This is a genomic window from Massilia sp. P2_C2, from assembly GCF_056404615.1.
In genome coordinates, this window is sequence record NZ_JBFUDR010000082.1 from 1 (window position 1) to 21,631 (window position 21,631).

General features: G+C 65.3%; 18 protein-coding genes. All 18 read right to left on the bottom strand.

The window, feature by feature from the left end:
• Positions 1–1,731 (bottom strand): sensor histidine kinase (locus AC1DYX_RS12105; protein ID WP_477259051.1); only part of this gene is annotated, 1,731 nt, incomplete at its 3' end.
• 16 nt (positions 1,732–1,747) lie between these two features.
• Complete coding sequence (locus tag AC1DYX_RS12110) at positions 1,748–3,913, bottom strand: ATP-binding protein (protein WP_477259052.1); 2,166 nt, start codon at positions 3,911–3,913, stop codon at positions 1,748–1,750.
• Between the two features lie 176 nt (positions 3,914–4,089).
• Positions 4,090–6,252 carry an ATP-binding protein gene (locus tag AC1DYX_RS12115; RefSeq protein ID WP_477259053.1) on the bottom strand — a complete coding sequence of 721 codons (2,163 nt, stop codon included), beginning with the start codon at positions 6,250–6,252 and terminating at the stop codon, positions 4,090–4,092.
• Between the two features lie 204 nt (positions 6,253–6,456).
• Positions 6,457–6,918 carry an FKBP-type peptidyl-prolyl cis-trans isomerase gene (locus tag AC1DYX_RS12120; RefSeq protein ID WP_477259054.1) on the bottom strand — a complete coding sequence of 154 codons (462 nt, stop codon included), beginning with the start codon at positions 6,916–6,918 and terminating at the stop codon, positions 6,457–6,459.
• Positions 6,919–6,930: 12 nt separating this feature from the next.
• Positions 6,931–7,527, bottom strand: a complete 597-nt coding sequence (locus AC1DYX_RS12125) for a MarC family protein (protein WP_477259055.1) — start codon at positions 7,525–7,527, stop codon at positions 6,931–6,933.
• A 191-nt stretch (positions 7,528–7,718) separates the two neighbouring features.
• Complete coding sequence (locus AC1DYX_RS12130) at positions 7,719–8,261, bottom strand: phosphoribosyltransferase (RefSeq protein WP_477259056.1); 543 nt, start codon at positions 8,259–8,261, stop codon at positions 7,719–7,721.
• A 78-nt stretch (positions 8,262–8,339) separates the two neighbouring features.
• Positions 8,340–9,653: an adenylosuccinate synthase gene (locus AC1DYX_RS12135; protein WP_477259057.1), complete on the bottom strand. Its 1,314-nt coding sequence runs from the start codon at positions 9,651–9,653 to the stop codon at positions 8,340–8,342.
• Complete coding sequence (locus tag AC1DYX_RS12140; protein ID WP_477259058.1) at positions 9,653–10,807, bottom strand: ATP phosphoribosyltransferase regulatory subunit; 1,155 nt, start codon at positions 10,805–10,807, stop codon at positions 9,653–9,655. The genes AC1DYX_RS12135 and AC1DYX_RS12140 overlap by 1 nt, the downstream gene beginning before the upstream one ends.
• Before the next feature lie 322 nt (positions 10,808–11,129).
• Positions 11,130–12,008 carry a protease modulator HflC gene (hflC, locus tag AC1DYX_RS12145; protein WP_477259059.1) on the bottom strand — a complete coding sequence of 293 codons (879 nt, stop codon included), beginning with the start codon at positions 12,006–12,008 and terminating at the stop codon, positions 11,130–11,132.
• The gene (hflK, locus tag AC1DYX_RS12150; protein ID WP_477259060.1) at positions 12,008–13,399 is read right to left on the bottom strand and encodes an FtsH protease activity modulator HflK; all 1,392 of its coding nucleotides are present in this window, start codon (positions 13,397–13,399) and stop codon (positions 12,008–12,010) included. The genes hflC and hflK overlap by 1 nt, the downstream gene beginning before the upstream one ends.
• Before the next feature lie 3 nt (positions 13,400–13,402).
• Positions 13,403–14,596, bottom strand: coding sequence for a GTPase HflX (hflX, locus tag AC1DYX_RS12155; protein WP_477259067.1), 1,194 nt, complete (start codon positions 14,594–14,596; stop codon positions 13,403–13,405).
• Positions 14,597–14,625: 29 nt separating this feature from the next.
• Positions 14,626–14,862: an RNA chaperone Hfq gene (gene hfq, locus AC1DYX_RS12160; RefSeq protein ID WP_036168820.1), complete on the bottom strand. Its 237-nt coding sequence runs from the start codon at positions 14,860–14,862 to the stop codon at positions 14,626–14,628.
• 331 nt (positions 14,863–15,193) lie between these two features.
• Positions 15,194–16,537: a ribosome biogenesis GTPase Der gene (gene der / locus AC1DYX_RS12165; RefSeq protein ID WP_477259061.1), complete on the bottom strand. Its 1,344-nt coding sequence runs from the start codon at positions 16,535–16,537 to the stop codon at positions 15,194–15,196.
• A 6-nt stretch (positions 16,538–16,543) separates the two neighbouring features.
• Positions 16,544–17,689 (bottom strand): outer membrane protein assembly factor BamB, encoded by a 1,146-nt coding sequence (bamB, locus tag AC1DYX_RS12170; protein WP_477259062.1) that lies wholly within the window; start codon positions 17,687–17,689, stop codon positions 16,544–16,546.
• Positions 17,690–17,773: 84 nt separating this feature from the next.
• Complete coding sequence (locus AC1DYX_RS12175) at positions 17,774–18,427, bottom strand: YfgM family protein (RefSeq protein WP_477259063.1); 654 nt, start codon at positions 18,425–18,427, stop codon at positions 17,774–17,776.
• A gap of 60 nt (positions 18,428–18,487) precedes the next feature.
• Positions 18,488–19,849 carry a histidine--tRNA ligase gene (gene hisS, locus AC1DYX_RS12180; RefSeq protein ID WP_477259064.1) on the bottom strand — a complete coding sequence of 454 codons (1,362 nt, stop codon included), beginning with the start codon at positions 19,847–19,849 and terminating at the stop codon, positions 18,488–18,490.
• A 95-nt stretch (positions 19,850–19,944) separates the two neighbouring features.
• Positions 19,945–21,216: a flavodoxin-dependent (E)-4-hydroxy-3-methylbut-2-enyl-diphosphate synthase gene (ispG, locus tag AC1DYX_RS12185; protein WP_477259065.1), complete on the bottom strand. Its 1,272-nt coding sequence runs from the start codon at positions 21,214–21,216 to the stop codon at positions 19,945–19,947.
• Between the two features lie 60 nt (positions 21,217–21,276).
• Positions 21,277–21,631 (bottom strand): DUF4115 domain-containing protein (locus AC1DYX_RS12190; RefSeq protein WP_477259066.1); only part of this gene is annotated, 355 nt, incomplete at its 5' end.

The following is a 21,631-nucleotide window of genomic DNA, read 5'->3' on the forward strand; positions in this document are numbered from 1 at the left end:
CTCCAGCCCGTTCGACGCCGCGGCCACGATGAACCCTACTGAATGCAGCAGATCGACCAGCATCGCGCGGTTCTGCGGCACGTCGTCGGCGATCAGCAGGCGCCTGCGCTCGCCTTCGTAGCCGACGATGGTCTGCGGCGACGCCACGCTGGCCGGCCGGGTGTCCGCGACCGGCACCGTGAGTTCGAACGAGAATGTGCTGCCCTTGCCCGGTTCGCTGACGACGCCGATGGTCCCTCCCATCAGGCGCACCAGTTGCTGGCTGATGGCCAGGCCCAGGCCCGTGCCGCCTTCGCGCCGGCGCAGGTCGGCCACCTGCTCGAATGGCTGGAACAGACGTGCAAGCTGTTGCGTGTTCATGCCGATCCCGCTGTCGGCCACTTCGAAGCGCAGCCGCGTCGTGCCATCCTCGGTGCCCTGTTCGGGCGCCGGCAGCACGCGCAGCGCGACCTTGCCGCTGTCGGTGAATTTCACGGCATTGCCCAGCAGGTTGAGCAGCACCTGGCGCAATCTCGTCTCGTCGATCGCCACCGCTTCGGGCAGGCCGGGTGCGGGTTCGTAGCTGAACGCCAGGCCCTTTTCCTCGGCCTTGACGCGCATGATGTCGACCACGACCCGCAGGAACGACGCAAGGTGGACGGGCGCGGGGTGAAGGTCCATCTTGCCGGCTTCGACCCGCGCCAGGTCCAGGATGTCGTTGATGAGGGTGAGCAGATGCTGGCCGCTCTCATGGATGGTCGACAGTCCCGCCGACAACTGCTGCTTGCTCACCCTTTCCTGATCGCGCTGCAACAACTGGGCATAACCGATGATCGCATTGAGCGGGGTGCGCAATTCATGGCTCATCTGCGCGAGAAAATTGCTGCGCTGGCGCGCCAATCCGACCGCCTCGGCCAGCGCCACCTCGCGCGCCGCCTCGGCCGCCTTGCGCTCCCGGTCGATGGCGGCCAATTGCTCCAGCCGAGACTTCGTAATGGAAAGATTGGCGCGAAAATGCAGCAACGCCATTGACAGGACGAGCAGGCCGCAGGCGATCCATGCGGCCACCAGGCCCATCAGCAGGGTGTTCGTCGACATCCACTTCCCACGAAACTTGATCGACCTCAGCTCGACCGTGACCACCTGTCCGGGGGACGCGAAATTCGTCGTCAACTCCACGGCCGTCACGTGATCGAGCCGGAGGTAGCTCTTCGACAGCGGTATCTTGTGTGCGCGCCGCCACCAGTCCCCGGTGCGCAGGGCCTTCATGGGAATCGTGACGGTGGAATTGTGATCGAGCTGGATCAAGGCTTCGTTGTACCGCTGCGAGTCCCATTCCTCCGGGTCGGCAAACCCCGGGTCGGAATTCAACACGTGCAACTTGACCTGGCGTGGATCCCGATCAGAATGATAGCCTACATCCAGCGTCACCGAATCGAACCGCGACAGGTCGATTCCCTTGCCCGGCTCGCCCAACAGGAATTGCAGCTTACAGTACGGATACGGTACGGCCGCCCCGATGGCGCAACGCATGATGACGGCGTCCTTCGTGACGACCATGGAACCGGCCGAATTGCCGCCCATGTCCTTGCGGTCATCGGTGATCCTGACCCCATGCGGCTGGCGGGCGGAAATCTCGACGGTCCGGACCATCCCGTAATGCTGCCACAGCAGCAGAATGGGGGTTCCCAGCAACAACAGGATCACAAGGACGACAGTGATCCTCGTCGGACGGATGAGAGGCTGACTCATGGGTAGATCCATCGTTTCATGGTGGCGGCACGGCGTCCGCCGTCCGGTAGCGCCCCACGAAGGCGGCCAGTTCCTTCGAGTGATAGCCCTGCGCCAGCATGTCCAGCCGGGCCGCGAACGGCGCATAGGCCGGGTCGAGCCCGCGCAGGTGGTTGGCCCGTTCGCGGATCTCGCGCATGCTGCCGATCCGCGCCAGTTGCCAGAGCGCTTCGATCTCCTGGGCGGGCGGCGCGACCATGTCGGCCCCTTCCTCGACGCCCGCGCCCGGTTCCTGCGCCGGTTTTCCGAAGGTCCATTGCAAGGACAATAGCGTGCCGATGGTGCGCAGCAAGTCATCGTGGTCGACCGGCTTGGCAAGGAAGGCATCGGCGCCCGCTTCCCGGCAGCGCGCTTCRTCTTCRCGGCTGGCRCTGGCCGTGACGGCGATGACCGRGAGGCTGCTCCAYTGCGGCGTRCGACGGATGCGGCGCGTCGTCTCGTTGCCRTCCATGACCGGCATCATGACGTCCATCAGGRCCAGGTCGGGCTTGAAGCTGTCGAGCAGGACGAGGCACTCCAGCCCGTTCGACGCCGCGGCCACGATGAACCCTACTGAATGCAGCAGATCGACCAGCATCGCGCGGTTCTGCGGCACGTCGTCGGCGATCAGCAGGCGCCTGCGCTCGCCTTCGTAGCCGACGATGGTCTGCGGCGACGCCACGCTGGCCGGCCGGGTGTCCGCGACCGGCACCGTGAGTTCGAACGAAAACGTGCTGCCCTTGCCCGGTTCGCTGACGACGCCGATGGTGCCCCCCATCAGGCGCACCAGTTGCTGGCTGATGGCCAGGCCCAGGCCCGTACCGCCTTCGCGCCGGCGCAGATCGGCCACCTGCTCGAATGGCTGGAACAGACGTGCAAGCTGCTGCGTGTTCATGCCGATGCCGCTGTCGGCCACTTCGAAGCGCAGCCGCGTCGTGCCATCCTCGGTGCCCTGTTCGGGCGCCGGCAGCACGCGTAGCGCGACCTTGCCGCTGTCGGTGAATTTCACGGCATTGCCCAGCAGGTTGAGTAGCACCTGGCGCAATCTCGTCTCGTCGATCGCCACCGCTTCGGGCAGGCCGGGTGCGGCTTCGTAGCTGAACGCCAGACCCTTTTCCTCGGCCTTGACGCGCATGATGTCGACCACGACCCGCAGGAACGACCCGAGATGGACGGCGGCGGGATGCAGTTCCATCTTGCCGGCTTCGACCCGCGCCAGGTCCAGGATGTCGTTGATGAGGGTGAGCAGATGCTGGCCGCTCTCATGGATGGTCGACAGTCCCGCGGACAACTGCTGCCTGCTCACCCTTTCCTGATCGCGCTGTAACAACTGGGCATAGCCGATGATCGCATTGAGCGGCGTGCGCAATTCATGGCTCATCTGCGCGAGAAAATTGCTGCGCTGGCGCGCCAGTCCGACCGCCTCGGCCAGCGCCACCTCGCGCGCCGCCTCGGCCGCCTTGCGCTCCCGGTCGATGGCGGCCATTTGTTCCAGGCGCGACCTGGTGAAGGAAAGGTTGGCGCGATAGTGCAGCAGCCACAACGACAACCCGAGCAGGCCGCAGGTGATCCAGGCCGCCACCAGGCCCCTCAGCAGGGTGTTCGTCGATATCCACTTCCCACGAAACAGAATCGACCTCAGCTCGACCGTGATCACGTGTCCGGGGGGCGCAAAATGTGTCGACAGTTCCACGCCCGTCACGTGATCGATCCGGGCATAGCTCTTCGACAGCGGCACACCGCGCGGCATCCACCACCAGTCTGCCGTACGCAGGACATTCATGGGAATCGTGATGATGGGATGGGGCGGGACTTCGAGCTCGATTTCATTGAACCGCTGCGAGTTCCAGTCGCCCAGGGTAGAAAATTCCGGCTCGAAATTCATCAGGTGCAGCGCGAGTTCCCCTGGCTCGGGACCGGAATAGCGCACATCCAGCGTCACCGAATCGAACCGCGACAGGTCGATTCCCTTGCCCGGCTCGCCCAACTCGAATTGAAACGTGCAGTACGGAAAAGGTGTCGCCCCACGCACGTCACACCGCATGATGAAGGCGTCCTTCGTGACGACCAGGGAACCGAGCGAATTGCCTTTCGCGGTCTTGCGGTCATCGATGACCCTGACCCCATGCGGCTGGCGCGGGGAAATCTCGAAGGTCCGCACCATCCCGTAATGTTGCCACACCAGCAAGATGGGGGTTGCCAGCAACAATAAGACCACAAGGACGACACTGATCCTCGTCGGACGGGAGAGCGGCTGACTCATGGGCGGTCCAATCGCTTCTCAGCCTGGCAATCAGGCAGGAAACTTTAGTATATACCACGACATTCTTCAGTCCGACATCACAACGGCGGCACGGCGTCCTCGGTCCGGAAGCGCGCCACGAAGGCTGCCAGTTCCTTGGAGTGGTAACCTTGCGCCAGCGTCTCCAGGCGCGCTGCGAACGGCGCATAGGCCGGGTCGAGCGCGCGCAGGTGGTTGGCCCGCTCCCGGATCTCGCGCATGCTCCCGATCCGTGTCAATTGCCACAGCACTTCGATCTCCTGCGCGGGCGGGACGACCAGGTCGCCCTCCTCCTCGAGGTCCAGCGCGACGGGCTCCGCGGCCGGTTTGCCGACGATCCAGTCCAACGCCAACTGCTTGCCGATGGCGCGGAGCAACGCGTCGTGTTCGACGGGCTTGGCGAGGAAGGCGTCGACGCCCGCCTCGATGCATTTCACCTCGTCTTCACCGCTGGCGCTGGCGGTGACCGCGATGATCGGAACGCTGCTCCATTGCGGCATGCGGCGGATCCGTCGCGTCGTCTCGTTGCCATCGATGACCGGCATCATGACATCCATCAGGATCAGGTCGGGCTTGAAGCTGTCGAGCAGGACGAGGCACTCCAGGCCATTCGACGCCTCGGCCACGACGAACCCGACCGCATGCAGCAAATCCACCAGCATCGCGCGGTTCTGCGCCACGTCGTCGACGATCAGCAAGCGCTTGCGCTCGCCCTTGTAGCCGACGATGGTGTGCGGCGATTGCCGGATGGTCGGGCTGCTGTCGGCCACCCGGACCGCGAGTTCGAACGAGAACATGCTGCCCTTGCCCGGCTCGCTGACGACCTCGATATTGCCCCCCATCAGGCGCACCAGTTGCTGGCTGATCGCCAGCCCCAGGCCAGTACCGCCTTCGCGCCGCTTCAGGTCGGCGACCTGCTCGAACGGCTGGAACAGACGTGCGAGCTGTTGCGCGCTCATGCCGATGCCGCTGTCGGCCACTTCGAAGCGCAACCGCGTGGTGCCGACATCGTTCCGGTCCGGCGCCGGCATGACCCGCAACGAGACCCTCCCGCTGTCGGTGAATTTCACGGCATTGCCCAGCAGGTTGAGCAGCACCTGGCGCAGGCGTGTCTCGTCGATCGCCACCGCGGTCGGCAGGTCGGGCGACAATTCGTACTTGAACGCCAGTCCTTTTTCCTCGGCCTTGACGCGCATGATGTCGACCACGATCTGCAGGAACGCATCCAGGTGGACGGCGGTGGGATGCAGGACCAGCCTGCCCGCCTCGACCCGCGCCAGGTCCAGGATGTCGTTGATGAGGGTCAGCAGATGCTGGCCGCTCTCATGGATGGTCGCCAGGCCGGTGGCCTGCTGCTCGCTCAGTTTTTGCGCATCGCGCCGCAGCAACTGGGCGTAGCCGATGATGGCGTTGAGCGGGGTGCGCAATTCGTGGCTCATCTGCGCGAGAAAATTGCTGCGCTGGCGCGCCAGTCCGACGGCCTCCGCCAGGGCCGCCTCGCGTGCCGCCTCGGCCGCCTTGCGTTCCCGGTCGATGGCGGCCAGTTGTTCCAGGCGCGACTTGGTGATGGAAAAGTTGGCGCGGAAATGCAGCAGGCCCAGCGACAGGCCGAGGATGCCGCAGGCGATCCACGCGAACACCAGGCACATCAACAGCGTGGTCGTCGAGATCCATTTGCCACGAAACTTGATCGACCTCAGCTCGACCGTGATCATTTGTCCGGGGGACGCGACGTTGGTCGCGATTTCCACGGCCGTCACATTATCGAGCCGCGCATAGCTCCTGGACAGTGGGATCTTGCGCACGCCCCGCCACCAGTCCGCCGTGCGCAGGACGTTCATGGGAATCGTGACGGGTGAATCGGGGTGGAGTTCGATCTCGGCTTCGTTGAACCGCTGCGAGTTCCAGTCGCCCAGCGTGGAATAGCCCGGCTCGAAATTCATCACGTGCAGCTTGATCTGCTGTGGCTCCCCGCCGGAATAGCGCATGTCGAACGTCACCGATTCGAACCGCGACAGGTCGACGCCCTTGCCCGGTTCGCCCAACAGGAATTGCAACTTGCAGAATGGATACGTCGCGGCCCCACCCACCGCGCAACGCATGATGATGGCGTCCTTCGTGACGACCAGGGTACCGACCGAACTGCCGTGCAGCTCTTCACGGTCATCGGTGACCCTGACCCCGTGCGGTTCGCGGGCGGAAATCTCGATGGTCCGGAACATCCCATAGTGTTGCCACACCAGCAAGATTGGAGTCGCCAACAATAAGAGGATCACGAGGTAATAACTTATCCTCGTCGGGCGGGAGAGCGGCAGACTCATGGGAAGACCCATCGTTTATCGGCCTGGAATCAGACAGGAAAGTTGCAGTATATACCGAGGAAGTCTTCAGCCGGACGTCGTCCGGCCAGGTGACGCGTGGCGCGCTTACTTCACGTCGAGCAGTTCGACATCGAAGATCAGGTTCGCGTTCGGCGGAATCGGACCGGCGCCTTCCGCGCCATAGCCCAGCGCCGCGGGAATGACGAGCGTGCGCTTGCCGCCGACCTTCATGCCGTCGACACCCTGGTCCCAGCCGGGGATGACCATGCCGCTGCCGAGGCGGAACGTGAACGGCTTGCGGCCGATGGAACTGTCGAACTGCGCGCCGTGGTGCTGCGGCGCATCGGGCACGTACAGCCAGCCCGTGTAGTTCACGGTGACGTGGCTGCCGGCCGTGGCGGTGGCGCCGGTGCCGACCGTCGTATCGATCTTCTGGAAGGCGACGGGCGACGTGTCGGCCTTCATGGCGGCCGGCGCGGGGGCGTTGGTCTCGCCGGAACGCTTGCAGCCGGAAAGTAGAAGCGTGAACGCGAGGCCGAGGGCGCACGCGCGGAACATCGTATTCATGATAGGTCCTTGTTAAAAAGTTTTGACGAAGGCGCGCACGCCGCCCAGCAGCATCTCGATCGACATCGCCGTCAGGATCAGGCCCATCAGGCGCTCGAACGCCGTCATGACCTGCGTGCCCAGCACGTTCTGCAGGCGCTCGGCGCCGAGGAGGACGGCCAGCCAGACCACGGCGACCGCGGCCAGCGCGGCCACGTGCACCATGACGTCCTGCGCCGTCTGCGCCGTGAACAGCAGCACGGTCGCGAGCGCCGACGGGCCGGCCAGCGCGGGGATCGCGAGCGGCACGATGAACGGCTCGCCGCCTTCGCTGCGGCCCAGCACGCCGTCGGGATGGGGAAAGATCATGCGGATGGCGATGATCAGGAGGATCACACTGCCGCCGATGCGCAGCGAGATGTCGGTGAGCTGCAGCGCCGCGAGGAAGTGGCGGCCGAAGAACATGAACAGCAGCAGCAGGAGAAAGGCGATGGCGCATTCGCGCACGACGATGCGCGAGCGGCGGGCGGGGTTCACGTCCTTCAGGGCCGTCACGAACAGCGGGACGTTGCCGAAGGGGTCCGTGACCAGCAGCAGCAGGATGAAGGTCTGGAAGAAGCTCTGGGTCATGGGCGTTGTTATTGTTATGGCAGGCGCGATCTTAGCACGCGGATCGCAAACGTCATGGTGGGCACGGGGTGCCCACCCTACGGCAATCGCACAATCGTAGGGTGGGCTCCCCGAGCCCACCAGGCGCCGGCGAGTTAACGAAAAAGGGCGGCACCGCAGTGTCGCCCTTTCCCGTCAGGTATCGAACCGGATCAGTTCTGCTCGAACTTCTTCAGCCACGAAGCCAGTTGATGCGACCGCAGGCCGTCGTAATCCTCGAACGGCTGGTGGATCCACGGATTGTGCGGCAGGTCGACCAGGTGGTAGTCCGGCTTGATCGACGACGTGCCCTTGACCCAGATGACGGCAGAACGCACTTCCGTCACGTCCGTGTAGTTCGCCTGCAGGTGCTCGCGGACCTTCACCAGGGTGACGCCCGAATCGGCCAGGTCGTCGACCAGCAGGATGCGGCCGGCCAGCGGGCCCTTGGTCATCGTCATGTACTTGGCGATGTCCAGGTCGCCCTGCTTGGTGCCCGCCTCTTCACGGTACGAGCTGGTCGACAGGATCGCCAGCGGCACGTCGAAGATGCGCGAGATCGCATCGCCCGGGCGCACGCCGCCGCGCGCGAGGCACAGCACCATGTCGAACTTCCAGTTCGATTCGTACACCTTCAGCGCGAGGCGCTCGATCAGGCGGTTGTAGTCATCCCAGGAGACCCACAGGTCCTTGTCGGTCGATGGAGGCGTCGTCATTTCGGTTATTCCCAGTTTCTGCTTGTGGCTGACGTCCCTGCCCCACGGGTAGCGCGGCAGGGACTATGTACTTCGATATCAGGCCGCGAACGGATGGCGCAGCACGATGGTTTCTTCGCGGTCCGGACCGGTCGACACCATGTCCACCGGGATGCCGACCAGTTCTTCGATGCGCTTGATGTACGCGCGGGCGTTGGCCGGCAGGTCGTCCATCGACTTGGCGCCGACGGTGCTGTCCTTCCAGCCCGGCATTTCTTCGTACACCGGCACGCAGGCTGCGGCTTCTTCCGCGCCGACCGGGAAGATGTCGACGTCGCGACCGTCGATCTTGTAGCCGGTGCACAGCTTCAGCGATTCCAGGCCGTCCAGCACGTCCAGCTTGGTCAGGCACATGCCGGTCACGCCGTTGATCTGCACGGAGCGGCGCAGCAGCGCGGCGTCGAACCAGCCGCAGCGGCGGGCGCGGCCCGTCACGGTGCCGAACTCATGGCCGATGCGCGACAGGTGCTCGCCAACGCCGGCATCCGTCGGCAGTTCCGACGGGAACGGGCCCGAACCGACGCGGGTCGTGTAGGCCTTGGTGATGCCCATGACGTAGTGCAGCATGCTGGGCCCGACGCCCGCACCGGCGGCGGCATTGCCGGCCACGCAGTTCGACGACGTGACGAACGGGTAGGTGCCGTGGTCGACGTCCAGCAGCGAGCCCTGCGCACCTTCGAACAGCAGGTGGCCACCGGCCTTGTGCGTCGCGTACAGCGCGGACGACACGTCGCCGACCATCGGACGCAGGCGCGGCACGAGGGCCAGCGCGTCGTCGTACACCTTCTGGAAGTCCAGCGCCTGGCCGCCCAGGAAGCCGGTCAGCACGAAGTTGTGGTATTCGAGGTTCTCGCGCAGCTTCTCGGCAAAGCGCGTCTCGTTGAGCAGGTCGGCGATGCGGATCGCGCGGCGCGCCACCTTGTCTTCGTAGGCCGGGCCGATGCCCTTGCCCGTCGTACCGATCTTGTTGACGCCGCGCTTCGCTTCGCGGGCGACGTCGATGGCGACGTGGTACGGCAGGATCACGGGGCAGGCTTCCGAGATCTTCAGGCGCGACGCGACTTCCACGCCGGCCGCTTCCAGCTTGTCGATCTCGCGCATCACGTCGGGGACGGAGACGACGACGCCGTTGCCGATGTAGCAGGCGACGCCTTCGCGCATGATGCCCGACGGGATCAGTTGCAGCGCGGTCTTCTGGCCCTTGATCACCAGCGTGTGGCCGGCATTGTGGCCGCCCTGGAAACGCACCACGCCGGCGGCGTGGTCGGTCAGCCAGTCGACGATCTTACCCTTGCCTTCATCGCCCCACTGGGTGCCGATGACAACGACGTTCTTAGCAGTATTTGACATCATTAACCTAAGTTTTTGAGAATCCAATTTCCTTGTTCGAGGACGAGCACGCGGTCGCACTCGAACTCGTCCTGTACATTGTCGTGACCCGGCATGGACTGGATCACCGTTTCGCCGCTCTTCCTCAGCTCGGCGATTTTTTCGCGCAGTTCGGGCGCGTTGCCCCAGGGGGCACGAATGGAGTGCTTGCGCTCGGCCGTCGGCAGCAGACGGGCCAGCTCGCGCAGGTCGAGCGAGAAGCCGGTCGCGGGACGTGCGCGGCCGAAGACCTCGCCCACGTGGTCGTAACGCCCGCCGCGCGCGACGGCGTTCGGCAGGCCCGGCACGTACAGCGCGAACATGGCGCCGCTTTCGTACTGGTAGCCGCGCAGGTCGGCGAGGTCGATCGCGATTTCGGCGCGGCCGAGCGTGGAACCGGCCAGCGCCGCGAGTTCCGCCAGCGCGCGGGCGATGCCCGGCAGCGGCGGCAGCACGTCTTTCGCGCGGGCCAGCACATCGATGTCGCCATACAGGTTGGGCAGCGCCAGCAGCGCGGCGCGGGTCTGTGCGGAATAATTCGCAGTTGCCTCTTCCAGGTCCGGCACGTCCTTCGAGCGCAGCAGGGCGTACAGCAGCTGCTCGTCGCGCTTGGCGGCCTCGTCTTCAGCGAGGATGGCGCGCAGCACGCCGACGTGCGACAGGTCCAGGCGCGGCTGGTCGAAGCCGGCCAGCGCGAGCGCGGCGAGCGCCAGTTCCTGGATTTCGGCATCCGCTTCGAGGCCGGCGTGGCCATAGATCTCGGCACCGATCTGCAGCGGCTCGCGCGTGGCGTGCAGGCCGGACGGCTGGGTGTGCAGCACGCTGCCGGCATAGCACAGGCGGGTGACGGTCTCGCGGTTCAGCAGGTGCGCGTCGATGCGGGCGACCTGCGTCGTCATGTCGGCGCGCAGGCCGAGCAGGCGGCCGCTCATGGAATCGACGAGCTTGAAGGTCTTCAGGTCGGTGTCCTGGCCGGCGCCGGCGAGCAGCGAATCGACGTATTCGAGCAGCGGCGGCATCACGAGTTCGTAGCCGTAGGTACGGAAGGTGTCGAGCATCAGGCGGCGCAGCTCTTCGATCTTGCGCGCTTCGGACGGCAGGACGTCGGCGATATTCTCGGGCAGGAGCCAGGTGGGCATGGGCAAAGCGGGTCGGATTATTAAAAGTCGGACAACAGTCGGGCGGCACGAACGCGGCTTTGCACGCATTCATTGCGCCGAATCGACGATTTTAACCCAAAACGCGGGTCGGTTGGCGATGAAACGGGGATCAACGTTGTCGTTGTTCCACGTAAAGGACGGGTCGTGGTGTGCATGGTGGGCACGGGGTGCCCACCCTACGGTCGGCATACGGCATCACGATGCATTCACCGATCACGGAATTTCCTCGTAGGGTGGGCATTTGAGGCCGGGGCCCTCAAATGAAATATGCCCACCGAACGCGACCGAACCCGCGACGGCGTTATTTACCGGCGCCGGGGCCTTTAAAATACTTGAAGAACTCGGAACTGGAATCCAAAACGAGCACGTCGTTCCTGCCCTTGAACGTGGCCTTGTAGGCCTCCATCGACCGATAGAACCGGTAAAACTCCGGATTCTTGCCGAACGACTGGGCATAGATCTGCGACGCCTGCGCATCGCCCTCCCCCTTGATCGTCTCGGCGTCGCGCTGGGCGTCGGCCAGGATGGTGCTGCGCTGGCGCTCGGCGTCGGCGCGGATCGTTTCCGCCTCCGCCGCGCCCGTCGCGCGCAACTCGTTCGCGATGCGCACGCGGTCGGCCTTCATGCGTTCATAAACCGCATTGTTGACCTGGTCGACGAAGTCGATGCGCTTGATGCGCGCGTCGACGATCTCCACACCCAGGTCATGCGTGTCCCGGGCCAGGTCGGCCCGCACGGCCTCGGCGACCTCGGTGCGCTTGCCGCCGGCCAGCACGTCGGCCAGGTTGCGCTTGCCGATCGCGTCCGTGAGCGCATTGCGCACGAGCTGGTTCAGGCGCTCGCCGCCGCGGTCCGCGTTGGCGCCGACGGCGACCGCGTACTGGCGCGGATTCGCGATGCGCCATTTGACGAACGCGTCGACGACCAGGTCTTTCTTATCGAGCGTCAGGAAGCGTTCGCCGTCCGGCGTATCGAGGATCTGCAACCGCTTGTCGAGGTACACGACGTTCTGCAGGGGCGGCGGCGCCTTGAAATTCAGGCCCGGCTCCTTGATCACCTCGCGCAATTCGCCGAGCGCGTAGACGACGGCGTAACGGTGCTGGTCGACGACGAACACGGTCGTCGACGCGAGCGCGACGACGATGCCGGCACCGATCAGGATGGCTAGCAGGCGGCTCATCAGCGGCTCTCCCGTTCACGGCCCGTGTCGCGGCTGCGCAGGTCGCGCGTGCGCGCGGACTCGCCGTTCGCCGGCGCTTCCGGCTGGGCCGGTTGCGCTTGCGGCTGCGGTTGCGACTGAGCCTGCGGCTGCGCGGGCTGCTGCTGCGGCACCATCACCGGGCCGGAGCCGGCGCTGCGGGCGGCCTCGTTGGCCGTCGACTGGGCCAGCAGGCGGTCGAGCGGCAGGTAGATCTGGTTGGTGCCGGTCTTGGCGTCGATCATGACCTTGCTGGTGCTGGAAAGGATTTGCTGCATCGTCTCGATATACATGCGGTCGCGCGTGACGGCCGGGGCCTTGGCGTACTCGGCCACGATCTTGTCGAAGCGCGCGGCATTGCCGGTCGCCACACTGACGACGTTGGCGCGGTAGCCTTCCGCATCCTGCAGCAGGCGCGCGGCGCGGCCCTTCGCTTGCGGGAGGATATCGTCGGCAAACGCCTGTGCCTCGCTGCGCGCCCTGGCCCGTTCTTCGCGCGCCTTGCCGGCGTCCTCGAAGGCGGCGACGACCTGGTCGGGCGGCTGCACGGATTGCAACGTGACGCCGACGATCTCCGCACCCAGCCGGTAGCGGTCGGTCATGCGCTGGATCGCCTCGCGGGCCTGGATCGGCAGCTTGTCGCGGCCTTCGTACAGGACGGTGTCCATCCTGTTCTGGCCCACGAGTTCGCGCACGACGGTCTCGGCGGCGTCACGCACGGTCTCGGCCTGGTCGCGGTTGTTGAACACCCAGGCGACCGGATCCTTGATCTTGTACTGCACGGAAAACTGGACATCGACGATGTTCTCGTCGCCCGTCAGCATCAGCGCCTCGCTCGGCTGCTTGTTGCGCACGTTGGCACGGTAGCCGATCTCGGCCGTTTGCACCTGGGCCGTGTTCACGGTCTCGTGGCCCTGGAACGGTGCCGGCCAGTGCCAGTTGAAGCCGGGGCGGGCGATGTGCGACAGCTTGCCGAACGTCGTGACGATGCCGACCTGCCCGTCCTGCACGATGAACGCGCCGCTGGCGAGCCAGATCAGCACGACGATGGCGCCGATGACGGTGGCCGTCAGGCCGATGCCGCGCGCGTCCGGACGGAACGGACCGCCGTCGCCGCCACGCTTGCCGCTGAACAGGCGGTTGAGGCGCTGGTTGAAGTCGCGCCACAGCTGGTCGAGGTCGGGCGGACCGTCGTCGTCCTTGTTGTTGGTCGGGCGGCGGCCGTCGTTCGACTTGGGGGTGTGGCCCCAGCGTGGCGGTGCGGCGGGCCGATCGTTCAGGGACAGCACGGGCACGCCGGGCACGCGCGTGCCGGCGCGACGACCGGTCGGCGCCAGCCGCGCGCCGATCCGTTTAATCAGAGAAACAAGCATAGGCTAGTGGGGTCCGGGATGCGAAGTCGCGGGCAGGAGGTCGGCTGCGGCCGACTGGACGTCGGGCGCAAAGCCGCGCTTGTCGTCTTCCTCCTCGCCTTCCTGCTCGTCGGCGCCAAGCACGGCGGCGCCGTTGCCGGCTGCCTCGACGATCGCGTCGCGCAGCAAGTCGAGGCCGGCACCGCTCCGGGCGCTGATGAAAACGCGGCTGATCTTACCATATTCATCACGCTCGATCCCCGGCTCGAGGCCCGCGGCATCGATCTTGTTCCACACGAGGATCTGCGGAATATGGTCGGCGCCGATCTCGCGCAGGACCTCGTTGACCTGGTCGATCTGCTCCATCCGCACGGGCGAGGCGCCGTCGACGACGTGCAGCAGCACGTCGGCGTGGATGGTTTCTTCCAGGGTGGCGCGGAATGCGGCGACCAGCTGGTGCGGCAGTTCGCGCACGAAACCGACGGTATCGGACACGACCACGTTGCCGACGTCCTGGCCGAGGTACAGGCGGCGCGACGTCGTGTCCAAGGTCGCGAACAGCTGGTTCGCGACGTACACCCCGGCCTTCGTCAGGGTATTGAACAGGGTCGACTTGCCGGCGTTGGTATAGCCGACGAGCGACACGGAAAAAGTCTTGTTGCGCCCGCGCGAGCGGCGCTGGGTCTCGTGCTGCTTGCGCAGTTTGGTGAGACGCGTGCGCAGCATCTTGACGCGCTCGCCGATCAGCCGGCGGTCGGTCTCGAGCTGGGTCTCGCCGGGGCCGCGCAGGCCGATACCACCCTTCTGGCGTTCCAAGTGGGTCCAGCCGCGGATCAGGCGCGTGGCCAGGTGCTGCAACTGGGCCAGTTCGACTTGCAGCTTGCCCTCGTGGCTCTGCGCGCGCTGCGCGAAGATGTCGAGGATCAGGCTGGTACGGTCGACCACGCGCACGTTGAGGCGCCGCTCCAGGTTACGTTGCTGGGCGGGCGACAGGGCGTGGTTGAAGATGACGATCTCGACCTTGTCGGCGAGAGCGGCCTGCGCGATCTCGTCGGCCTTGCCGCTGCCGACGAAATACGCAGGATCGGGACTGTTGCGCTTCGCGGTGATCGTGGTGATCGGTTCGGCCCCTGCCGAGCGCGCCAACAGGGCCAGTTCTTCCAGGCTGGCTTTGAAATCGCCAGCGCCGAAATCGATACCGACCAATGCGGCGCGCATGGAGTTGCCGGAAACGTCAGCCATCGACCTCACTCGGCGTCTTGTTCGAGGTTGAGATTGACGGCGCGGGCCGGGACGACGGTCGAGATAGCGTGCTTGTAGACCATCTGGGTAACCGTGTTACGCAGCAGGACCACGTACTGGTCGAAGGATTCGATATGGCCCTGGAGCTTGATCCCGTTGACCAGGTAGATCGAGACAGGGACGTGCTCTTTGCGCAAGGCGTTGAGGAATGGGTCTTGTAACAGTTGCCCTTTGTTGCTCATGACAGCTCCGTGATGTTGTTGTCGTATAAAAATTGTGGCGGGATGCCGGATTTCAAGTGGCTGCGCCAACATTCTCAAGCTGTGAATGTTCGCCCAAGCTAACTGTAACCTGTTTTGGTGTTTTTTGTCGTACCGCTATGGTTAATCCTGGCTTAAAAAGTACCCGGGACTCACGAAAAACATTTACGACAAATGGATTTCATTGGGTGGGCACGGCCAACGCGACGCGAACGTCACGCGTGGGCTCGGGGAGCCCACCCTACGATCATGCCATTGCCGTAGGGTGGGCACCCTGTGCCCACCATGCGTTTGCGTCATACGCGCCCCGTGGCTATTCGCGCCCTTTGTCGAACGGGTTCTTGCCGCTCTTGAGTTCGATCCTGAGCGGCGTGCCGATCAGGTCGAACGTGTCGCGGAAATGCTTTTCCAGGTAACGCTTGTACGGCTCCGTGACGCCATCCAGCGCATTGCCGTGGATGACGATGATCGGTGGATTCTGACCACCCTGGTGGGCGTAGCGCATCTTCGGACGCGTGCTGCCCTTGCGCTTCGGCTCCTGCTTCTCGATGGCTTCCTGCAGCGCGCGCGTCAGGCGCGGCGTCGACAGCTTCGCCGTGGCCGCGGCGTACGCGGTGTCGATGGCCTTCATCAGGTGGTTGATGCCCGTGCCCTTCAGCGCCGAGATGAACTTCGTCTCCGCGAAATCGAGGAAGTTCAGCTTGCGGTCGATATCGTTCTTGATCTGGTCGCGCTGGTCGGACGTCAAACCGTCCCACTTGTTGACGGCGACGACGAGCGCGCGGCCCGTTTCCAGGATGAAGCCAGCGATGTGCGCGTCCTGCTCGGAGATGTCCTGCTGGGCGTCCAGCATCAGCACGACGACGTTCGCCTCCGAGATCGACTGCAGCGTCTTCACCACCGAGAATTTTTCGATGGCTTCGAAGACCTTGCCGCGGCGGCGGATGCCGGCCGTGTCGATCAGCGTGTAATTCTTGCCGCCCTTCTCGAACGGCACCTCGATCGAATCGCGCGTGGTGCCCGGCATGTCGAACGCGATCACGCGCTGCTCGCCGACGAGGGTGTTGATCAGCGTGGACTTGCCGACGTTCGGCCGGCCCACGAGGGCGATCTTGACGCCGTAGTCCGCCGGTTGCAGCTCCTCGGCTTCTTCCGGACGCTGCTGCAGCGCCTCGTCGATGGCCTCGTTGACGAGGTCGAGCACGCCGTCGCCGTGGGCCGCGGAGATCACGTACGGATCGCCCATGCCCAGCTCGTAGAAGTCCGCGGTGACGGACGTGTACTTCATGCCCTCGCTCTTGTTCACGACCAGCATGACCTTGCGGCCCGACTTGCGCAGGAAATCGGTGATGGTCTTGTCGTGCGGGGTCAGGCCCTGGCGGCCGTCCACGATGAACATCACGACGTCCGCCTCGGCGACGGCCTGGCGCGTCTGCAGCGCCATCTCGTGCATGATGCCTTCCTTGGCGACCGGCTCGAAACCGCCGGTATCGATGACCAGGAACGGCCGTTCGCCCATGCGCCCTTCGCCGTAGTGGCGGTCGCGCGTCAGGCCGGGCAGATCCGCCACCAGCGCGTCGCGCGAGCGGGTCATGCGATTGAATAATGTCGACTTCCCGACGTTGGGGCGACCTACGAGTGCGATTACCGGCTTCATTGAATCTTATTCGACCGCGATGGCGGTCACGGTTCCATTTTGTGTTTGAAAGATCAGGTTCGAACCCGCCACCAGCGGGGTCGACGTGATGGCACTGCCATCGGTCGCGGCACGGGACAGGAAGGCCCCGTCCTCGCGCGACAGGAAGTGCACATAACCCTGGTAGTCGCCGACGGCGACGGCACGGCCATACGACACCGGCGTGGACAGGTGGCGGTAGGCCAGCTTGTCGTTCTTCCACGCGCTCGTGCCGCTGTCGCGGTTGTAGGCATAGACGGCGCCCTTGTCGTCCGCGGCGAACACGAAGCGCTGGTCCGCGGCCACGCCGACCTCGGACGAGAGATCGCGGGTCCAGCGCGGGCTGCCGGTGGCCAGGTCGAAGCAGCCGACGCGGCCCTGGTACGAGACGGCGCACACGTCGTTGTCGATGATGAACGGCGTGCCGCCCATGTCGGTGACGCGTTCCAGTTCCGTCGCGCCGCGCGCCACGCCGACCTCGATCTCCCAGCGCGGCGCGCCGGTGGCGAGGATCAGCGACATCAGCTTGCCGCCCGGCTGGGCGATCAGCACGTCCTTGTCGTGGATGACCATGCCCGGCGCCAGGCGCAGCGTGAGTGCCGGCGCGGTGCGCTGCACGGTCCATTTCTTCTGGCCCGTCTTCGCGTCATAGCCGACGATGCGGTTGTCGATGCTGCGCGCGACGACGATGCCCTGCCCGACGACCGGCGACGACAGGATCTCGGAGGACAGCTGGGCATCCCACAGCTTCTTGCCGTCCATGTCGAACGCGAGCAGCATGCCCTTGGCGCCGCCCAGCACGATGACGTCGCCGTCCGTGCCGACGCCCGCCGTCAGGTCCATGCCCGCCCTGGTACGCCAGATCTGGCGGCCCGTCGCGGCTTCCGCGCGCACGAGGGTACCGTCGCCCCCGGCTGCGATGATCGTATTGCCGGCCAGCGCGGGTGTGAACAGATAGCTCTGCGACTTGCCGACTTCCAGCTTCCATGCCGTGCGCACGGCCATCGAGCCCTTCAGGTCGACCAGCGGTGCAGGCTGGTTGCCCTTCGGCTTGGATGCGAACGGATTGAGCGAGGAGCAGCCCGCCATCAGGGCGAACATACCGACACCAACGAGCTTCCGGGTAATACGCATATTCTTCTTACCTTGTTCTATGAGTCCAGAACGCCATGCGCGCGCGGGTGCAGCCCACCCGCGCGCGCACGACGGTGTCCAATCTTACGCTGCCGCTTTCTTGTCGGCCGGCGCGCCGCCGATGGCGTCCAGCTTGACTTGCACGACCTGGCGGCCCGGATGGTTCTGTTCCATCTTGTCGAGCGCGGCCTGGTAGGCGGCGCGGGCTTCCGCCAGCTTGTTCTGGGCGACGAGGATGTCGCCCTTGCGATCCTGCACTTCGCCCGCGAACTGCGCCGGGAAGTCGCCGTTCAGCTGGGCCAGCGCCTGGTCGTACGCCTTCTCGTCCAGCAGCACGCCGGACAGGCGCAGCCTGGCGATCGCCTTGTACTCGTCGTCGCCGTGGTCGACCGCCCATTGCAGCTGGGCCTTCGCGGTCTTGAGGTCGTTCGCGTCGAACGCGGCCTTGGCAGCGGCCAGCGCGGCCATCGGGGCATAGGCCGTCGAGCCGAACTTGCTCTCGATGTCGCCGGTGATGCGCTGGACCTTGGCGGCATCCTTCGCCTGGATCGCCGCGGTCAGGCCGTCATACAGGCCGGACGCTTCCGCGGTCTGGTTGCGCTGGTGCGTGTTCCAGAAATTGTAGGCGGCGTAGCTGCCCAGCGCGATGATCAGCACCCAGCTGATCAGGTTGCCAAAGCGGTCCCAGAAGGCCTTGAAATTGGCTATCTGTTCCTGTTCTTCGAGATCGTATGCCATGGACGTTCGTGTTCTTCGTTATGTGGTTGGAAAGGCTCCCGCGCTCTGCGCGGGCTCGGTTTATGGATGGTAGTGCACGTGGTCGTGGTCGTGGTCGTGGTCGTGGTCGTGATCATGGTCGTGGCTGCCCACGATCTGGTCGACGATGTAATCGACGGCTTCGTCGAACGGCACGCTGTGCTGCTGCTGGCCGCCCTCGCCTTCGCGCAAGGCCTTCACGGCCACGACGCCGTTCTTGACCTCGTCTTCGCCGATGATCACGGCGAACGCGGCGCCGGAGCCGTCGGCCTTCTTCATCTGGCTCTTGAAGCTGCCCGCACCGGCCGGCGTGGCGCAGTGCAGGACGACGTCCAGGCCGGCATCGCGGATGCGCTCGCCAAGGATGAACGCCTTCATCTGCGCATCTTCGCCCTGGTGCACGAGATAGACGTCGCACTGGGCCGGCTCGGCCGGTTCGCCCTGCGCCTTCATCAGCTCGATCAGGCGTTCGATGCCCATCGCGAAGCCGATGCCGGGCGTGGCCTTGCCGCCGAACGTCTCGATCAGCGGATCGTAGCGGCCGCCCGCGCAGACGGTGCCCTGCGAGCCGAGCAGGTCCGTGACCCACTCGAACACGGTGCGGTTGTAGTAATCGAGGCCGCGCACGAGGCGCGGGTTGACGGTGTACTGGACGTTGTTCGCATCCAGGATCTTTTTCAGGCCCTCGAAGTGCGCGAGCGATTCGCCGCCCAGGTAGTCGAGCAGCTTCGGCGCCGCGTTGACGAGGTCCTGCATCGCCGGGTTCTTGGTGTCCAGGATGCGCAGCGGGTTCGCGTGCAGGCGGCGCTTCGCTTCGGCGTCGAGGACGTCGATGTTCGCCTCGAAATAGGCGATCAGGTCGGCGCGGTGGCGCTGGCGCTCGTCCGCGTTACCGATCGAGTTCAGTTCCAGGCGGATGTTATCCAGGCCGAGGTCGTCCCACAGGCGGCGGCACAGCATGATCAGTTCCGCGTCGATGTCCGGGCCGGAGAAGCCGATGGCTTCCGCGCCGAACTGGAAGAACTGGCGGTAACGGCCGCGCTGCGGACGCTCGTGACGGAACATCGGGCCTTTGTACCACAGGCGTTTCGGGCCGTCGTAGGCGAGGTTGTGCTCGATGACGGCACGCACGACGCCGGCCGTGCCTTCCGGACGCAGCGTGAGCTGGTCGCCGTTCATCGAATCGGTGAAGGAATACATCTCCTTCTCGACGATGTCGGTGACGGCGCCGATGGCGCGCGCGAACAGCCCCGTTTCCTCGACGATGGGGGTGACGATCTTCTGGTAGCCGTAGCTCTTCAGCACGGATTCAGCGGTGTTTTCGAACAGTTCCCACAGCGGCGCGTCGGCCGGGAGGATGTCGTTCATGCCTTTGATGGCGACGATTTTCTCTGCTTTAGACATATTCTTTTGTTCTGTTAGCCGTAGGGTGGGCTCCCCGAGCCCACGCGTGACGTATGCGGTTCGCCCGCGCCCGCGTGGGCACGGGGGTGCCCACCCTACGCTTGTTTGCCGTAATTCTTCTGTACGTAATCGAGCACGATCGTCTTGAACTCATCCACGATCCGCTCGCCCCGCAGTGTAGCGACCTTTTGCCCATCCACAAAGACCGGCGCCGCCGGCGACTCGCCGGTACCCGGCAGCGAGATGCCGATGTTCGCGTGCTTCGACTCGCCCGGCCCGTTCACGATGCAGCCCATCACGGCCACGTTCATCGCTTCCACGCCCGGATAGGTCTTCTTCCATTCCGGCATCTGCTCGCGCAGGAACGTCTGGATGTTGTCCGCCAGTTCCTGGAACACGGTCGACGTCGTGCGGCCGCAACCCGGACAGGCGATGACCATCGGCGTGAACTTGCGCAGGCCCATCGTCTGCAGGATTTCCTGGCCCACGACCACTTCCTTCGTGCGGTCGCCGCCCGGTTCCGGCGTCAGCGAGATGCGGATCGTGTCGCCGATGCCTTCCTGCAGCAGCACGGACAGGGCGGCCGTCGACGCGACGATGCCCTTGCTGCCCATGCCCGCTTCCGTCAGGCCCAGGTGCAGCGCGTAGTCGCAGCGCTTGCCCAGTTCGCGGTAGACGGCGATCAGGTCCTGCACGCCGGACACCTTGCACGACAGGACGATTTTTTCACGCGCCAGGCCGATCTCCTCGGCGCGCTGGGCGTTCTCGATCGCCGACGTGATCAAGGCTTCGTACATCACGGCCTGGGCGCTCCACGGCTGCGCGCGCGTGGCGTTCTCGTCCATGATGCGCGCGAGCAGCGACTGGTCCAGGCTGCCCCAGTTGACGCCGATGCGCACCGGCTTGTCGTACTTGATCGCGGTCTCGATCATCTGGGCAAACTGGGTGTCGCGCTTGGCGCCCTGCCCCACGTTGCCCGGATTGATGCGGTATTTCGACAGCGCCTGCGCGCACGCCGGATAATCGCGCAGCAGCAGGTGGCCGTTGTAGTGGAAGTCGCCGACGAGGGGGACGTCGACGTCCATCCGGTCGAGCTGTTCGCGGATCGCCGGCACGGCGGCGGCCGCTTCCGGCGTATTCACGGTGATCCGCACGATTTCCGAACCGGCGCGGGCCAGTTCCTTGACCTGGATGGCGGTGCCGATCACGTCGGCCGTGTCCGTGTTCGTCATCGACTGCACGACGACGGGGTGGTCGCCGCCGACCCACACCTGGCGCGCACCGTGCTGCACGAGCACGCCGCGGCTGGCGCGGCGCGGCAGCGGGCCGGACGCGATGGGCTCGTTGGCGTTGTTCGAAGAAGTCATCTTTCTCGTGTTCCGTTCTTGTTGCAGCTTATTTATTGCAATTTATTTATTGCAATTTATTTATTGCAAATTTACGCGCGCCAGCGTCTTGCCCGGCACGGGCGGCAAAGCGACGGCATTGCCGCGCAAGGTGGCCGTGACGCCGGTCGGATTGCCGACCGTCACGCGCACCGGCTGTTCGACGTTGACGGTCTCCGTGCTACCCGCCTTGACGAGGCGCGACAGCAGCGGCGCACCGCCCTTGGCCGGCCGGACTTCGATCCACGAATCCTCGCGCACGTTCAGCACGAGGGCGTTCGCGCCTGCGGGCGCGGCGGCGCCGGCCGGCGCAGGAGGCGCAACCGGTGCCGTCGTGGCCGGCGTCGTGACTGCAGCCGCGGCGGGCGTGGCCGGCGGCGCCGGGATGGTCGTCGGC

Bases quoted from the DNA above. Each gene is read 5' to 3' on its own strand.
- hfq (WP_036168820.1), bottom strand. From the start codon at position 14,862: ATGAGCAACAAAGGGCAACTGTTACAAGACCCATTCCTCAACGCCTTG.
- AC1DYX_RS12115 (WP_477259053.1), bottom strand. From the start codon at position 6,252: ATGTTCCGGACCATCGAGATTTCCGCCCGCGAACCGCACGGGGTCAGG.
- AC1DYX_RS12125 (WP_477259055.1), bottom strand. From the start codon at position 7,527: ATGACCCAGAGCTTCTTCCAGACCTTCATCCTGCTGCTGCTGGTCACG.
- hisS (WP_477259064.1), bottom strand. From the start codon at position 19,849: ATGTCTAAAGCAGAGAAAATCGTCGCCATCAAAGGCATGAACGACATC.
- der (WP_477259061.1), bottom strand. From the start codon at position 16,537: ATGAAGCCGGTAATCGCACTCGTAGGTCGCCCCAACGTCGGGAAGTCG.
- hflK (WP_477259060.1), bottom strand. From the start codon at position 13,399: ATGCTTGTTTCTCTGATTAAACGGATCGGCGCGCGGCTGGCGCCGACC.
- ispG (WP_477259065.1), bottom strand. From the start codon at position 21,216: ATGACTTCTTCGAACAACGCCAACGAGCCCATCGCGTCCGGCCCGCTG.
- AC1DYX_RS12135 (WP_477259057.1), bottom strand. From the start codon at position 9,653: ATGATGTCAAATACTGCTAAGAACGTCGTTGTCATCGGCACCCAGTGG.
- AC1DYX_RS12175 (WP_477259063.1), bottom strand. From the start codon at position 18,427: ATGGCATACGATCTCGAAGAACAGGAACAGATAGCCAATTTCAAGGCC.
- hflC (WP_477259059.1), bottom strand. From the start codon at position 12,008: ATGAGCCGCCTGCTAGCCATCCTGATCGGTGCCGGCATCGTCGTCGCG.
- AC1DYX_RS12130 (WP_477259056.1), bottom strand. From the start codon at position 8,261: ATGACGACGCCTCCATCGACCGACAAGGACCTGTGGGTCTCCTGGGAT.
- AC1DYX_RS12140 (WP_477259058.1), bottom strand. From the start codon at position 10,807: ATGCCCACCTGGCTCCTGCCCGAGAATATCGCCGACGTCCTGCCGTCC.
- hflX (WP_477259067.1), bottom strand. From the start codon at position 14,596: ATGCGCGCCGCATTGGTCGGTATCGATTTCGGCGCTGGCGATTTCAAA.
- bamB (WP_477259062.1), bottom strand. From the start codon at position 17,689: ATGCGTATTACCCGGAAGCTCGTTGGTGTCGGTATGTTCGCCCTGATG.
- AC1DYX_RS12120 (WP_477259054.1), bottom strand. From the start codon at position 6,918: ATGAATACGATGTTCCGCGCGTGCGCCCTCGGCCTCGCGTTCACGCTT.